Source organism: Desmonostoc vinosum, from assembly GCF_059505385.1.
Genome location: NZ_JCACKM010000298.1, coordinates 1 through 16,048 on the forward strand (window position 1 = coordinate 1; position 16,048 = coordinate 16,048).

Consider the following 16,048-nt stretch of genomic DNA (forward strand, 5'->3'; position numbering starts at 1 on the left):
CTTACAGCAATGTTAAGAAAGATGCGACTAATGGATAGCCCAAACTGGGAGAGGGGCTTTGAAATTGCTCCTCTTCTCCCACGCTTGGGAGAAGAGGTTGGGAGATGAGGGCTATTGTTGCATTCATCAACGGTATTCCTAATTCACATCAGACGTAATTTTCTTCTATATTTACAAACAAAGACTTTAAGTTAAGTCTACTACTGACAAATATGACACTGTGTAAGTTCTGTAGCTTTAACCTATCAATTATCTCCAACTGGTAAAATCGGATGGAGTTAGTTGATAGGTTAAAAACTTTGTTAGCAGCGTTACTTTATGGACAAGAAAATTTACGCTTAGAAGAAGTTACTGACCCTACTCCGACAGTTGGTGAAGTCGTAATCCAAGTACAAGCAGCTACTACTTGTGGTACAGATTTAAAGGTCTGGCGTCGTGGTGGTCATGCCAGGATGCTAACGCCGCCAACACTGTTTGGTCATGAAGCCGCTGGACGAATTGTGGCTTTAGGTAAAAACGTTACCGACTGGCAGATAGGCGATCGCGTCGTCGCTAATAATTCTGCTTCATGCATGGAATGCTTTTTTTGTCAACGCCAAGAGTATTCCTTATGTCCAAATTTAACCTGGAATAATGGGACTTTTGCCCAATACCTAAAAATTCCCGCACCAATAGTACAACATAATCTATTACAGATTCCCGAACAATTGCCTGGAGAATTGGCAGCGATGACCGAACCTTTAGCTTGTGTGCTGCATGGTGTAGCACGTTCCAACGTCAAAGCCAAAGATAGAGTGGTTGTTTTAGGAGATGGGGCAATTGGGCTGATGTTTGTAGCTGCTTTGGCGAATACTACTGAGGTTTTACTGTGGGGAGGCAATCACCACAGACTAGAAATTGGTAAAAAACTTGGTGCAGTTCATACCTTTAATTATCATCAAATCCCAGACATACCGAGTGTGGTGAAAGACTTGACACAAGGCTGGGGTGCGGATGTGGTGATCGAAGCCACTGGCGTACCTAGTGTTTGGGAAACTGCGATCGCCTCTGCCCGTCCTGGTGCAACTGTCAACTTATTTGGTGGATGTCCAAGAGATACAAATATTACTGTTAATACAGAACAGCTACACTACAACGAAATTACAATAAAAGGTGTATTTCATAACACACCAAAATATGTACGGGCAGCACTATCATTGTTAGCCAGTCGTCAAATTCCTTTTGAGTTACTCATCAGCGAACAGCGTCCACTAAAAGATTTAGAACAGGTGTTTGATGAGATGAAAGCCCGCAAGGTGATTAAGGTAGCGATGATTCCTTAGAGGTTATTAATTTGTGTGGGTTTGCGATCGCCTTGCACTTGCGTTAATTAGAAGCGATCGCAATTAAATGTTAGTTGCCAGGATTCATATAGCGAGTCAAAATTCTAATTACCTCACCAGTAACAGGAGAAGGTAAAGCCGGAGTCCATTCGCAGATTTCAGCAAAGCCGAGAACGTACAACTGATAAACAATACTATTTACACTTTTGGCAGCACCGCAGGCTAGAAGTCGGACAGGCTGCTTGCCTTGAGGTGCATCAGGAATGGGCGCTTTGAGTAGCTCTGAAACAGAACGAGGTTCTATCATGTTAAAGTATCACCTTGTATTTATCTGGTGAGCAAGCGATCGCTCTCAAGTTTGGCCGGCAAGAGGGGCGATCGCTCTGCTATAACTACTAATGTAGTTATAGCTTTAAAAGCTACTTTTGTAAACGCTAAGGCTAAATTAATAGTTTGTAAGTTTAATAAATCAGTAATCTATAACTCAAAATGTTAGCATCTGCTTTGCAACGTTAGAGACATCAACTTAGTGGTGATTCACTGGAGATTGGCAATTATAATGGCTGAGCGAGATATCAGTAATAAAGAATTAGCTCTTTTATGTAGCATGAATCCTGTTTCTATCTCCAAACTAAAAAATCGTCGTCGTTTCACCAGAATTGACGAATCGACGCTGAATGCGCTTTGCAAGGCACTGAAGTGTCAGCCAGGGGATTTATTAATTTATGAAGAAGACAAACTTGATTCTAAGGCGAAACAGCCTAATAGTTAATAGTTACAAATCGCTAGCAAGCATTAGAGATTTTTGATCAATCTCACCACTGACTGCCAAATTGAAGATGAACTGTGATTCGCAAAGCCTTCTTTACTTAAATCTGACAAAGTAGGAAAACAAGCTGATTTAGCATAGGGGCCATTTCGCAAAACTTTAGCTAATGCATCGTGATTATCTCGTAAACCTTCGTAAAAAAAGAAAACCTCTCCTGAAATGCCAAGTTGGCGATTACAGCTAATTGCTTGCACCAGATATTCGGGACTAATGCAGTAAGACCCCAGCTTAATAAGAATTCCTGGTGCTAACTTTGGCGATGTGGCATTGGGAAATTGATTGGCTAGCTTAGAAGCGATCGCCTGATAACTCTTAAAATCGCGTCGATAAATCTGCGGATGAATTATATCAATTATCCCTTGATTTAACCATGTGGGTGAATCCTGTAAATATTCTTGCAGTGCCCAATTAGGAATATTGGGGGCCATTGATACCAGCATATTAGGCTTAATAGCTTTCACCTGACGGTAGAGACAGGCTAAAAATTCCGTGAGAATATTTGCACGCCATTGTAGCCATTGCCTATCTTTAGAGTTTTGGGGTGGATTGCGGTGAAATTGTTGACGATAGCGAGTGACAGTTACTTGATCATAGCCACCTTCACTGGGTAACGCAGGGAGGCGATCGTCTCCTTGAATACCATCAACATCATAATTTTCCACTACTTCCAGCACCAGCTTGAGTAAAAATTCCTGTACTTGAGGGTCAAGCGCATTTAACCATTCAAAGCCATTTTTTTTCAATAAATTACCGTGACAATCACGAGCTGCCCATTGAGGTTTTCGCTGCAACAACATCCCACCTTGCAAATTATAGGAACTAGCAAAGCCGTATTCAAACCAAGGGATGACTTTTAATCCCACCTGCTTTGCTGCAACTATTACTTCTTGTAAGGGATCGCGTCCCTGGCACAACGGGTTAATTTCCACACCAAAAGTTTGCTGCATTGTGGAACTGGGATACAAGGTAACAGCCTTGTTCCAAACCACAGGAAACACCACATTAAATCCTGTCTGGGCGAGGAAATCCATTGCTTCAGCAATACTTTGCTGAGAACGAAGAACCTGACTATCGGTAATTGTCAGCCAAACACCCCGCGTTTCTATTGTCTGTTGCAGCATTCTCTTAATGTTAGTGGAGAACAAAAAGCGATCGCTTTGATGTATTAATCTTCTGGTACCTTCCCTAGTCCGAAATTTTTATTAATTTTTTAGCTAATTTTCTCATCGAAGTGCAATAAATTTATCGAATATTGTCAAGAGTATTAATTAACCAATAAAAAAATTTAAGGAAAAATTTAGATTAGTAAAATTAATCGTGATTAATTAATTGCTGACATCTTAAAAAATACCTAAAGCTTACAGCTAAAAGTAGCTGGAGTGATCCAAAGTATAGATGAAAGCCAATCCATAAACCCTAGTTGAATACGCTAGGGTAAAGATGGGTAGGTGTTGAAAATTGAAAATTTGAGAATTCCACCAAGAGCGGGCAGAAGGTAACGTTAATGAGTGAATTTGTCCTACAACAACAAAATGAAGCGGCACCTGAGCAGCAAAAGCCCAAAGAAGTGATTCGTCGCTTAGTGTGGAGAATGTGCATAGCCACCTTAATTTTGATGGCGATAGGTTCTGCCACTCGCGTGATGAATGCTGGACTTGCTTGCCCAGACTGGCCTTTATGCTACGGAGAATTGGTGCCAGCCAAACAAATGAATTTCCAAGTATTCTTAGAGTGGTTTCACAGATTGGACGCAGCTTTGATTGGTGTTAGCGCGATCGCACTCTCTGGTTTATCTTGGTGGCATCGTCGTTCCTTACCTATTTGGTTGCCTTGGGCGTCCACATTTGCCCTATTTTTAATCGTCTTCCAAGGAGTTTTAGGCGGACTCACCGTTACCGAGCTGTTACGGTTTGATATCGTCACCGCCCACTTGGGAACAGCATTGTTGTTTTTTACCACACTCCTCATCGTTGGTACAGCACTCACACCCTATCAAGGAACTGGAACTGTTGGTCAATTACCTTGGGTAAGTTTAACTGCCGCAGTACTAGTTTATTTGCAAAGCTTACTAGGTGCTTTGGTGGGGTCTCGCTGGGCACTACATCAATGCTTTGGCGATTCTCAACTTTGTTCTGTGATGTACAGCCATATTGCTGGTTTAGTACCGCCAACAGCAGCAACCTTGGCCGTGATATTGATTTCCTGGCGGACACCAGCACTACATCCAGCTTTGCGACGACTGGCAAATATGGCTGGTGGGTTATTAATTTTACAAATCTTGTTGGGGATTGCCACTTTTAAGTTACATCTCCAAGTCGAGCCTCTCACCGTCTCTCACCAAGCTATAGGCGCTGCTTTGCTAGGCACTTTGGTAGCTTTTACAGTTCTAGCATTACGTGACTGGGCTACTAGCCGCGAAATCAACGCTTATCCCGTTGGTTTATCAGTGAACAGTGAACAGTGAACAGTTATCAATTCACATAAAAAGGTACATACAAAGGTATTTATCCAAGGTTAAAATCCTGGACTTTTAGTGATGGAGATTAACTGATACTTCGACTCCTTTCGACTCCGCTCAAGGCAAGCCTCTCAGTACAAGTAACTGATAATTGATTAGCTGCCTGTAAGTTAGAAAAATAAGGAACTAGAGCCAACATGATTGAGACTAATGTCTCTCGCCACCACGAAACATTTCTACAAGTAATTCAAAGCTACTACCAGTTAACAAAGCCTCGGATTATTCCGTTGCTTTTGATTACCACTGCTGGGAGTATGTGGATTGCCGCTAAGGGACAAGTAGACCCATTGCTGTTGCTAGTAACTCTTATTGGTGGCACTTTGGCCGCTGCTAGTGCCCAAACAATCAACTGTATCTATGACCGAGATATCGATTATGATATGGAGCGGACGCGCCATCGTCCGATGCCAGCAGGTAAGGTACAGCCACGTGATGCTCTGATTTTTGCGATCGCTCTGGCTGCGATTTCTTTTACCTTACTAACAGTATTTGCCAATCTTCTAGCCGCCCTACTGGCTTTATCTGGCATTGTCTTTTACATTCTCGTCTACACCCACTGGTTGAAACGTCACAGCACCCAAAATATCGTCATTGGTGGGGCTGCTGGGGCAATTCCGGCGTTGGTGGGTTGGGCCGCTGTCACCGGCACTTTAAGCTGGGCAGCATGGTTGATTTTTGCGATTGTCTTTTTGTGGACACCCCCCCATTTCTGGGCACTAGCCCTGATGATCCGCGATGACTACGCAAAAGTTGGCATACCGATGTTACCGGTAGTTGTAGGTGATATAGCAACTGTAAAGCAGATTTGGTACTACACCTTAATGACAGTTGCAGCAACGCTATTATTGGTTTATCCCTTAAAAGCGAGTGGAATTGTCTATGCTGCGATCGCCTTGAGTTTGGGAGGATTATTTATCTATAAATCTTGGCGCTTGTTGCAAAATCCAGAAGATCGGACTGTAGCTAGAGACTTATTTCTTTATTCCATCTCCTACATGATGCTGTTATGTTTGGGTATGGTAATTGATAGCCTTCCCCTAACTCATCATCTAATTAATGCAGTAGGAAATCAGTTGCATTTAATTAGTTAAAGGAGATTAATTACAGCGATCGCGTTGCTTTTTCAGAACGCGATCGTATGTTAAAAATTTTATAAATAAAATTCAATTTCAACTATTGACAATTGTCAGTAGAATTTTCATCATCAACAAAGACTGCACCTAAAAAATAAAATAAAAATGTTAACAAATTACATTAATATAGCAATGCACAAAGCAACCTATGAGTTGCTTGAAGATGGAACTTTTTACGGTGAAATTCCTGACTGTCAAGGAGTGTGGGCAAATGCTGCAACACTAGAAGCCTGCCGTGAGAACTTGCAAGATGCTCTTGAGGGGTGGATTATTCTAGGATTACGCTTAGGTCATACCCTGCCAACGTTGAATTTTACGAACGCTACAAATAACCTAAATTAAACTTTACTTTCTTCTCTATTTTGAAAAAAATTACGTCTAGCGACATCCATAGTTTGAAGTCACTTTTGCTAACATAATAATCATAGGTAGAATCAATCTCTGGATATAAAGAGGTATAACATGGCTCATTTAAATATGCGTCGTCCCCAAAATACCGACGGCGATTTTTATGTAGATAGCACCTGCATTGATTGCGATACCTGTCGCTGGATGACTCCTGAAGTATTTTCTCGTGTTGGTGAACAATCAGCAGTTTATCATCAACCAACAAATGAAACCGAAAGATTAGCCGCGCTAGAAGCACTTTTAGCTTGTCCCACCAGTTCGATTGGTACAGTTGAAAAACCAAAAGATATCAAAATTGCTCAAGAAAGTTTTCCAATTTTAGTAGACGAAAATGTTTACCATTGCGGCTATCATTCCGAAAAATCCTATGGTGCTGCTAGCTATTTAATTCAACTTCGCGATGGGAATATTCTGGTGGATTCACCTCGCTTTACACCACCTTTGGTAAAGCGCTTAGAAGAGATGGGCCCCATTCGTTACATGTACCTCACTCACAAAGATGATATCGCAGATCATCAAAAATTTGTTGAACATTTTAAGTGCGATCGCATCCTCCATATTGAAGATATTTCTGCTAATACCCGCAATGTAGAAATACAACTAACAGGCAATGAACCAATTACTTTAACTCCAGATTTGCTAATTATCCCAGTTCCCGGTCATACCGAAGGACACACAGTATTACTTTACAAAAACAAATATCTTTTCACTGGCGACCATCTTGCTTGGTCAGAAAGCTACCATCAATTGGCTGCCTTCCACGATTTCTGCTGGTATTCGTGGTCAGAACAAATTAAATCAATGCGACAATTAGCCAATTATTCCTTTGAGTGGGTGTTACCAGGTCATGGGCGAAGATTTCACGCTGATGTTGATACCATGCACCAGCAAATGCACAAGTGTATTGAATGGATGGAAAGCTTTTAAGTAATGGTCAAAATTAAACCGTTTTTAATGCTTCTGTTAGTGTTTTGTATCTTGCTAGTTGGATGTTTAGCTAACTCTCAGCAGACATCTTCACGAGAAATCCGCCCAGAAATGGTAACTACAACCAAATCCAAGGCAGACTTAGCAATAGCCGTTTTATCAGAAACCGGAATCTCCAAACGATATGATCTGTATCTTGGTAACAGTGTTGAAATAGCAGTTCCTCCAACAAGAAACAACAAATTCATGGACTGGATGCAGGCGCTTTTTGTACGAGAAGCTGGGTGGAACTATATTGAAGCCAAATACGTTGCCCAACTAGAAGAAACTTTTTCAGAGACCGAACTAAGAGAATTATTGGCTTTAGCCAAGCAGTCGCTTATTAGAAGGTTAGTACAGGCTGAGATTGAAGCCTATTCTGCATCTGCCGAAAAAAGGCGCAGGTTGCTATCTACACTGTGGGATAAATACAACAGTGGTGTATTCAACCCACCGCCAGAAGTACGGCAATAATTCAAGATTGTATGACTTGAATTGATGAGTGCGATCGCCAGCGAAATTTATGGGGCAATCGGTCTGTTATTACTTCCGTAAATGGCGAATTGAAAAGTCTTCAATCCAAAACTCCCTGGTCAAGATACAATTCGATCTGAGAAAAGCTGTTAAAGTCCACTAAATTATTGATTCTAAGCCACCCTATGAGCATTCATGAAGTATTTATGCCGGCGCTCAGTTCCACCATGACTGAAGGTAAAATCGTTTCCTGGGTAAAATCACCAGGCGACAAAGTGGAAAAAGGCGAAACAGTAGTGGTGGTTGAGTCAGATAAGGCAGATATGGACGTGGAAACCTTTTATGAAGGATACCTTGCCCATATCATAGTACAAGCTGGTGAAACTGCCTCAGTGGGAGCAGCGATCGCTTTTGTCGCCGAAACAGAAGCTGAAATCGAAACCGCTAAGTCTCTTGCTAACTCTGGTGATGCCGCCGCTACTCCTGCTGCTACCTCTGTTGAACCAATCCCAGTAGCGGCTTCAGTGGGAACACCTGCTTTAGCATCTCAAAATGGGTCTAATCACCGAGAAGGACGGCTTGTGGCTTCGCCCCGTGCCCGCAAGTTGGCTAAAGAGTTAAAAGTTGATTTAAGTAATCTTCAAGGTAGTGGCCCCTACGGTCGTATTATCGCTGAGGATGTAGAGCTGGTTGCTAACAAAGGCAAGCAACCTACTGCACCAGTAACTCCAATCGCACCTACACCAACTACCACCCCAGTAGCACCATCACCTCGAACACCAGCACCCACACCTACACCCGTAGTAGCATCCGTTGTTCCAGGTCAAATCGTGCCCTTGACCACCCTGCAAAATGCAGTAGTGCGAAACATGGTAGCTAGTTTAGCTGTGCCTGTATTCCGAGTGGGTTACACAATTACTACTGATGGGCTAGATAAGCTTTACAAACAGATTAAATCTAAAGGGGTGACAATGACAGCGCTACTAGCAAAAGCTGTAGCGGTGACGTTGCAAAAACATCCACTGTTGAATGCTAGCTATTCAGAACAGGGTATTGTTTATCATTCTGCTATTAATATTTCTGTAGCCGTGGCGATGGATGGTGGAGGATTAATTACACCTGTCTTGCAAAATGCAGATATGGTAGATATTTATTCCCTATCGCGTACTTGGAAGTCTTTAGTAGATAAAGCTAGGGCAAAACAACTGCAACCAGAAGAATACAACAGCGGTACTTTTACTTTGTCCAACTTAGGCATGTTTGGCGTAGACAAATTTGATGCAATTTTGCCGCCAGGACAGGGTTCAATTTTAGCCATCGGTGCATCTCGTCCGCAAGTTGTAGCCACACCTGACGGTTTATTTGCTGTGCGGCAACAAATGCAGGTAAACATTACTTGCGATCACCGCATTATTTACGGTGCAGATGCTGCGGCTTTCCTGCAAGATTTAGCGAAGTCAATTGAAACAGACGCTCAATCCTTAACATTGTAAATCCAGGTGTAGGGGCGATCGCTCTAAACAGTAGCCACTGCCGCGCAAAGAAGAACGCAAAAAGAACGACTTTTGCAAGAAGTCTAATAAAAAATATCTGATTAATAAATAGCTTGACAAGGGGAACATAATTCCCCTTTTTTTAATTACGAATTACGCTGCGCTATCGTCACAAAGACCGCCAAGACGGGGGCTGGTCTCACCAATTCCCAATTCTCCATCATTTCGTCTCCATCCAATTTTCACCTGCACGTGCATCCACGACCAAAGGTACACTCAACTGTACTGCACCCTCCATCACAGACTTAATTTGCGGTTGTAATTCTTCCCACTCTTGCGGAGGAACTTCAAACACTAATTCATCATGAACTTGTAATAATAAACGTGCTTGATATTTTCGTAAAACCTCATGCAATCTCACCATGGCAATTTTGATAATATCAGCACTCGAACCTTGAATTGGCGCATTAGCAGCAGAACGGAGTAAACCCGCATCATAAGGGCCTAAATTCTTCAGTTTACTCAAATCAATATCTTCTAATTTGCGACCTTTCAAACTGCGTAAACTATTATTAGTAAACTCAACATAACGACGCCGTCCGAGAATAGTTTCTACATAACCTTGAGCGATCGCCTCTTTTTTCATGCGTTCCAAATATGTAAAAACTTTCGCATAGCGTTCGTTAAATCTCTTGATAAATTCATTAGCGATCGCTTTATCTATACCAGTTGAACGCGAGAATCTGAGAGAACCCATTCCATAAATCACGCCAAAATTGATAGTCTTTGCTATCCTGCGTTCATCTGATGTTATATCTTCTTTTTCAAACACCAAACGCGCCGTGACTGTATGAATATCTTCATTTTGCTGATATGCTTGCACCAATACAGGTTCTTGACTTAAATGTGCCAGAATTCGTAACTCAATTTGAGAATAATCAGCCGCCACCATCAACCAACCAGGTTCTGGTAAAAATGCTTTACGAATCTGACGACTAAAAGCAGTACGAATTGGGATATTTTGTAAATTGGGATTGGAAGAAGATAATCTGCCTGTTGACGTTGCAGTTTGATTAAAATTGGTATGCACCCGCTGAGTATCTGGACGTACCAATGCTGGCAGTGCATCAACATAAGTAGACTTTAATTTAGATAAAGTTCGATACTCAATAATCGCATCAACAAAGCCAGTTGTATCAATTTCTTGGAGTTTTTCTAGAGTTGCTGCATCTGTAGAATATCCTGTTTGAATTTTTCGAGAATATTTAGTACTTAATCCCAATTTTTCAAATAATATTTGGCTTAATTTCTTCGGAGAACCTAAGTTAAATGTTTCCCCAGCAATTTCAGTAGCTTGTTCTTGTAACTTTGCTAAATCTATTTCTAACTGCTGCGAAAGTTCATGCAAATAAGCTGAGTTAATACGTATACCTTGATATTCCATTGCCGCTAAAACTCTCTCTAGCGGTTGTTCCACATCTACCAATAGTTTATACAAAGCTGGAATTTTTTCTAGTTGCTCTCGTAACTTTGGTACAAGTTGAAACGTAGCATAAACTTGCAAACAGCAATAATCTGCTACAGTTGCGATATCAATATCAGCTATAGTTTTACCTTTGGGAACTAAATCTACATAATTTTTTGTAATCAACCCTAAATTCCGCTGCGCTAATTCACCCAAATTATGACTAGAATCTGGATTTATCAGATAGCTTGCTAGCATGGGATCAAAAACTACCCCTGCTAGATTAATTCCTTGACAACGGAAAACTAAGCGGTCAAATTTGGCGTTTTGAAATGTTTTCGGATAATCTGCACTTTCTAGCAGCGATCGCAGTGCCTCTAACACCACATTTTGATTGAGATTCTCACCACTTTTGTGATTAATAGGAATATAGGCTAATTCATCCGGTTCTGTTCCCCAGCAGCAACCAATTCCCACTAAATCAGCATCTCTTGGTTCTAAGTCAGTAGTTTCAGTGTCCCAAGCAACGGGTATCTCTGGGTTGGTAAAATGTTGTAATAAGCTCACTAACTCAGTTAGTTTAGCCTCGGTATTAATGATCCGTGGCTGAATTGGTGAAACAGCTTGTAGCGTAGCTGCTGCTGTTTCAGCAGCACTAAAAAACCACAAATCACTATCTTCATCGATCTCTTGGTTTGTAGAGACAGAATCAGTTGATTCTGTATTAATTGATGCGGCTAGCTGTTCTCCAACTGTGCCACCAAACTTTAGTTGAAGTTCGTTAACTTTACCTAAAAAAGTTTTAAATTCTAATTTTTCTAAAATTGGTATAAGGATGCTTGTCTCAAAACCTGTTAATTTACAATCTTCTAAATCAAGTTCTACAGGAACATCCACAACTATCTTTGCTAAATAGTGAGACCTTTGAGCATCTTCTTTACCTGCTGCCAGTTTTTTTTGAGTTGCTCCTTTAATGTCATCTAATGCAGCATAAATATGGTCAAGAGAACCGTAGGTATTTAGCAGCTGTACAGCTGTCTTTTCCCCAATTCCCTTGACTCCAGGAATATTATCTGATTTATCACCGCAAAGAGCTTTAAAATCAACAATTTGCGAAGGTAAAACACCGAGTTTTTCTTTTACTTGTTCTGGCCCAAATTCTGTAATACTATTAGTAGAACGCTTCAGAGCGTCAGGACTAAAATTGAGAACAGTAATTTGCTTGTCTAAATCAATTAATTGAAATAAATCGCGATCGCCAGTAAGAATCTTCACTCTATACCCAGCAGCAGTTGCTCTTTGTGCTAAGGTTCCCAAAATATCATCTGCCTCATAACCTGGGGCAGTTAAAACTGGCAGATTCAAGCCATTGAGCAACTCTTGTAAATTTTTTAAATCAGGAATAAAGTCTTCTGGTGTACCTGGACGATCAGCTTTATAGGTATCGTCTGCTTCGTGGCGGAAGGTTGGCAAGCCCAAATCAAAAGCTACTGCCATTGCTTGTGGCTGCTGTGTCGCCATTACCTCCAGCAAGGACTTGAGAAAGCCAAAGCATACACTGGTAGGAATTCCTGTTTTGGTATGCAGTCCGCCATCTCGCCCTTTGGCAAAAGCAAAGTATGAACGGAACGCTAGGGAGTGTCCATCTACCAAGATGAACGTTGGACGTGTGGCAGTTACAGAATTAGAAATTTCAGACATAAATATATTCTAACCAGAAGCCTTCGACACAAAACTGCTGTAATTTAAACTGCTTATTTGGAGTGTCAGCACAAATAAATCAGGCAATGTATGGATAATTTACTGTAGATCTACACATTTGCGGAATCTGGTACAGATGCTAAACAGCAAAAATTTTAGGTGCGTTTGTGTGTACCAACGAGCGGCTATCAGTACTAAAACAGCAGTTGTTAAGCTTAACAAAACTTTATACACTCTCCTCAAAGGCTGATTATATCGAACCTTTTTCGTCATCAAAGCTTTACACAAAGTTAGGTAGATTCAGCAAGCCTACAAACAAAAGTTCCAAGTTAGAAATAGGTTAGCAATCTCGCAGTTATCCAGTTTGAGAAAATAATTTCCTATGGCAACCAAACTTTTTAATACTCTAGCAGCTGCTACAACTTTAGCAGGTATCGTAGCCACCGCCAGCAGTGCAAACGCAGTATCTTTATCCTACAATGGTTCTACAAATTTCAAAGCTACAAATGTTGTCGATGAAGCTATCAGTGTTCAGAAGTTTGACTCTTCTCTGGGCACACTGAAAGGTGTAACATTGAAGTTTACTAGTGATATTAACGGAAATATCGGCTTTGAAAATACAGGGTCAACAGCCGCTAATATTACAGTTAAACTCGGTAGTAACGTTAACCTAAAACTGGGTAATACTTCTTTATTTAATATCAGCCCTCAAACATCTCAGACATTCCAAAATGTTTCTCCATTTGATGGTCAAATTGACTTTAATACACCCTCTGGAAGAAGTCTGCAAGGGTTGAATGCCACACAATCAGACCAGACAACTATCACCAATAGCCAAATGTTACAGAGTTTCATTGGTACTGGCAACCTCGACTTTTTATTCTCAGCTATAGCTACTTCAAATGTGACTGGTTCTGGAAATATTGTGAGCATGATCAGTACTTTTGCTAAGGGAACTGTCGCAGTCACTTATGACTACGAATCAGCTCAATCTGTACCTGAACCTTCTGCGGCAATTGGTATCGGTTTAGTAGCAGGACTTGGTTTGTTATCACAACGTAAAAAAAGCTGGCTCAAGGCTTCTAACTAATCGACATTTGTAACTGGGTGATAAAACTCACCCAATGACATCTACTACTACAAACTACTCACCAAAAGGCACATTAAATAATTTTTGAAAGGTAAGTGCCTGTTAAACTACTGTCAGAATCATCTTTTTATCTAAATGTAAAAAACCCAGATTTTTTGATAATCTGGGTTTTTATTTTGGCTGAAAATTAGACCTCTTGCAAAAGTCGGATACTCGCCAGAAAATAAATTTTCTGGCTGATAACTCAAGTCGGTTTCAACCGACTAATAACAGTATTTTTAGTCCGTTTCAACGGACTTTTGCTATTAGGCAGAGACTTGAGTCTCTGACGGTTCAAGTATTTTTGCAAAAAGTCTATTGTAGAAACGTTGCAACGCAACGTTTCTACAATAGACTTTTTGTTGTTAACCATTCGTATTGTCTCCAGCTCTGATAACCTCTTATTGAGTCAAATCCTTGGGAATTTATGCAACAAACCTCTGCCGCTAACTTAGCATCTATTAACGATCAAGCTACAGCTTTACAAGATATCAAATTACTGGTTTTAGATATAGATGGCACAATTTCTGGAGTCTCAAATACCATCAGCGCATCTGTCAAGGAAGCGATCGCCGCAGCGCAAACACGGGGAATTCAGGTAACAATTGCTACTGGTCGCATGTATCGCTCAGCTGTGCGCTTTCACCAAGAAATTGGCTCTATGCTGCCATTAGTAGCCTATCAGGGAGCCTGGATTCAAGATCCAGCCACCCAAAGAATTCATCGTCATTTACCTGTCTCTAGGGAAATTGCTCACCAACTAATCGATTATTTTGAACAGCCTCAGTTGCGATCGCTCTTATCTGTCCACCTCTATATTAATGACGAGCTATACGTGCGGGAGTTAACTAGAGAAAGCCAAATTTATGGGGAACGTAGTGGTGTAACGCCAATTCCAGTAGGTGATTTACGCCAAGTTTTAACTAGTGAACCAACTAAGATTCTGGCTTTGTGCGATGACACAGATGTCATCAACGAGCTATTAGGTAATTTACGTCGCCAGTACACACCAGCGGAACTTTATCTTACCACTTCTGTTGCAACTTTCTTTGAAGCTACTAATGCTGGTGTTAACAAAGGCGCTGCTGTATGTTACCTAGCTGAAGAATTGATGGGATTACAAAGAGCTAACGTTATGGCTATTGGTGATAACTTCAATGATTTAGAAATGCTTGAATATGCCGGGATTGGCATTGCCATGGGTAATGCACCAACACCTGTTCAGGCGATCGCTCAGTGGGTGGCTCCTGATGTAGAGGAAGACGGAGCTGCAATCGCAATTGAAAAATTTTTGCTATTGTAGGGGGCTGTCTCAAAATTACACTCTTGAGATCAGAAAGGACACCGACGACTGGCCGTGTTTCGTCTCGGTGTCCTTGCTGGTTCGCTCCTCACACACCTGATAATTTAGCCGAGAGGACTTGTTTAGTCAATAGCCTGTTATAAAAGTTTTTATTTGGTGAGAGGTGTGATCGATTCACAACTCCAAAGGCGCAAAAATACCTAATTTTTCTTCTAGCAAAAACCTCAATACAGATTGAGTAGCCATCAGTAATCCAAGTCTTGCTTGAGCTAGCTTTTGTGAAAAAATTTTGACTTCACCCCAAATGCGGCAACTACTCCAGAAATTTTCAAAAGCTTTGCTCAAATCTAGTGCCACTTTTTCCCAGTTTACATAACCTTTAAAGTCAGGGCACTCTGCGTTATCTATTACTTGTACTAATTCAGCAATTAGCTGATACTCATCTGGGTGAGTTAGACGCAGTGTTTGATCGCTGTTTAGCCAAGGTATGGGGTTAGAGGAGTTAACATTCCAGAACCTTAAACTAGTATCTGGAACTGGTTCTATAAGTTTAATTAATCCCTCTCGGTGAGCTAGTAATATTAGTGAGCAGCAACGTGCATGAGCGTGTTGAGCAGCAAATAAAGAATCAGAGACGGGGAATTTTTTCTTATCTCTTGTTCTCCCAATTTTTTCACGTACTTTTATACTACCGAACACGAGACTTTGCAACCAAGCTGCTAGTGTCTGGTCATTTACTTGTAAATGTATCAAACCAGGGGAAACTATTTTGACATCAAAAACGCCGCCAGCGATCGCTAATAAATGGAAGGCGATCGCACTGGCTGTCTCCATTGCTTTTTGATTCTGAGATTTGGACAGCCCTAAAGCCAGACTTGAGACATACACTAATTTACTATTATTTCTATCTTTATATAGAGGAATTTTTTTATTTCCTATGCTTACAGTTTTGTTGCTGCCAGTATAAATACTTAATACCGTAACTAATTGACTATTTATTAGCTGCTTCAATGATGTGTATTTGCTAACTAGTAGCTTATAATGCACGTAGTCTTGAGTCAATTATTCTACAGTGATATCTGTTGGTTTTCTGTCATCTGTCTTGAGATATAAGTATAATCTAAATAAAGAAAAATGAGAGTTGGATAAAATTTAATGAATAATCGATGAATAGTGAGTAAACTTTACTACCATCATTGTACAGTAGGATGTATAACAAAAGAAGTAACGAGCAAATTGCTTTTTACTCTTTTGGATGGCTGGCGCTGTTAGGCGTTAAGCCTACCTCATTAACACAAAGACACTCC

General features: G+C 40.8%; 15 protein-coding genes. 11 read left to right on the forward strand and 4 right to left on the reverse strand.

All coding sequences use genetic code 11. The features are described 5' to 3' along the window. The first annotated feature begins 299 nt into the window (after positions 1 to 299). Complete coding sequence (locus AC5JMF_RS30850) at positions 300 to 1,322, forward strand: zinc-dependent alcohol dehydrogenase (protein ID WP_495799576.1); 1,023 nt, start codon at positions 300 to 302, stop codon at positions 1,320 to 1,322. Between the two features lie 70 nt (positions 1,323 to 1,392). On the opposite strand, the gene AC5JMF_RS30855 is transcribed toward AC5JMF_RS30850, so the two are convergent. Beyond that, positions 1,393 to 1,629 (reverse strand): hypothetical protein, encoded by a 237-nt coding sequence (locus AC5JMF_RS30855; protein ID WP_495799517.1) that lies wholly within the window; start codon positions 1,627 to 1,629, stop codon positions 1,393 to 1,395. A gap of 225 nt (positions 1,630 to 1,854) precedes the next feature. Here AC5JMF_RS30855 and AC5JMF_RS30860 point away from each other — a divergent pair, with 225 nt between their 5' ends. Beyond that, a complete protein-coding gene (locus AC5JMF_RS30860; RefSeq protein WP_495799577.1) occupies positions 1,855 to 2,094 on the forward strand; it encodes a helix-turn-helix domain-containing protein in 240 nt (79 codons plus the stop codon). A gap of 23 nt (positions 2,095 to 2,117) precedes the next feature. Here AC5JMF_RS30860 and AC5JMF_RS30865 read toward each other — a convergent pair whose 3' ends face one another. Next, on the reverse strand, positions 2,118 to 3,272 hold the full coding sequence (locus tag AC5JMF_RS30865) for a glycoside hydrolase family 10-like protein (protein ID WP_495799518.1): 1,155 nt from the start codon (positions 3,270 to 3,272) through the stop codon (positions 2,118 to 2,120). Between the two features lie 383 nt (positions 3,273 to 3,655). Here AC5JMF_RS30865 and AC5JMF_RS30870 point away from each other — a divergent pair, with 383 nt between their 5' ends. From AC5JMF_RS30870 to AC5JMF_RS30895, 6 genes are all read left to right on the forward strand, one after another. Then, positions 3,656 to 4,615 (forward strand): COX15/CtaA family protein, encoded by a 960-nt coding sequence (locus AC5JMF_RS30870; RefSeq protein ID WP_495799519.1) that lies wholly within the window; start codon positions 3,656 to 3,658, stop codon positions 4,613 to 4,615. A 191-nt stretch (positions 4,616 to 4,806) separates the two neighbouring features. Next, on the forward strand, positions 4,807 to 5,760 hold the full coding sequence (locus tag AC5JMF_RS30875; RefSeq protein WP_495799520.1) for a heme o synthase: 954 nt from the start codon (positions 4,807 to 4,809) through the stop codon (positions 5,758 to 5,760). Between the two features lie 147 nt (positions 5,761 to 5,907). After that, positions 5,908 to 6,144 carry a type II toxin-antitoxin system HicB family antitoxin gene (locus AC5JMF_RS30880; protein ID WP_495799521.1) on the forward strand — a complete coding sequence of 79 codons (237 nt, stop codon included), beginning with the start codon at positions 5,908 to 5,910 and terminating at the stop codon, positions 6,142 to 6,144. Positions 6,145 to 6,264: 120 nt separating this feature from the next. Next, positions 6,265 to 7,137, forward strand: a complete 873-nt coding sequence (locus AC5JMF_RS30885) for an MBL fold metallo-hydrolase (protein ID WP_495799522.1) — start codon at positions 6,265 to 6,267, stop codon at positions 7,135 to 7,137. A gap of 3 nt (positions 7,138 to 7,140) precedes the next feature. Next, positions 7,141 to 7,650 carry a hypothetical protein gene (locus AC5JMF_RS30890; RefSeq protein ID WP_495799523.1) on the forward strand — a complete coding sequence of 170 codons (510 nt, stop codon included), beginning with the start codon at positions 7,141 to 7,143 and terminating at the stop codon, positions 7,648 to 7,650. A 185-nt stretch (positions 7,651 to 7,835) separates the two neighbouring features. Further along, positions 7,836 to 9,143: a dihydrolipoamide acetyltransferase family protein gene (locus AC5JMF_RS30895; RefSeq protein WP_495799524.1), complete on the forward strand. Its 1,308-nt coding sequence runs from the start codon at positions 7,836 to 7,838 to the stop codon at positions 9,141 to 9,143. 220 nt (positions 9,144 to 9,363) lie between these two features. On the opposite strand, the gene polA is transcribed toward AC5JMF_RS30895, so the two are convergent. Further along, entirely contained in the window at positions 9,364 to 12,309 is a 2,946-nt protein-coding gene (gene polA, locus AC5JMF_RS30900) for a DNA polymerase I (protein WP_495799525.1), read from the reverse strand. Between the two features lie 382 nt (positions 12,310 to 12,691). Here polA and AC5JMF_RS30905 point away from each other — a divergent pair, with 382 nt between their 5' ends. From AC5JMF_RS30905 to AC5JMF_RS30915, 3 genes are all read left to right on the forward strand, one after another. Then, positions 12,692 to 13,399 (forward strand): choice-of-anchor E domain-containing protein, encoded by a 708-nt coding sequence (locus AC5JMF_RS30905; protein ID WP_495799526.1) that lies wholly within the window; start codon positions 12,692 to 12,694, stop codon positions 13,397 to 13,399. Between the two features lie 196 nt (positions 13,400 to 13,595). Next, positions 13,596 to 13,832: a hypothetical protein gene (locus AC5JMF_RS30910; RefSeq protein ID WP_495799527.1), complete on the forward strand. Its 237-nt coding sequence runs from the start codon at positions 13,596 to 13,598 to the stop codon at positions 13,830 to 13,832. A gap of 33 nt (positions 13,833 to 13,865) precedes the next feature. Then, positions 13,866 to 14,741: a Cof-type HAD-IIB family hydrolase gene (locus AC5JMF_RS30915; RefSeq protein ID WP_495799528.1), complete on the forward strand. Its 876-nt coding sequence runs from the start codon at positions 13,866 to 13,868 to the stop codon at positions 14,739 to 14,741. Positions 14,742 to 14,915: 174 nt separating this feature from the next. Here the strand turns inward: AC5JMF_RS30915 and AC5JMF_RS30920 are convergent, their stop codons facing one another. Continuing rightward, entirely contained in the window at positions 14,916 to 15,752 is an 837-nt protein-coding gene (locus AC5JMF_RS30920; RefSeq protein ID WP_495799529.1) for a DALR anticodon-binding domain-containing protein, read from the reverse strand. Positions 15,753 to 16,048 lie beyond the last annotated feature (296 nt).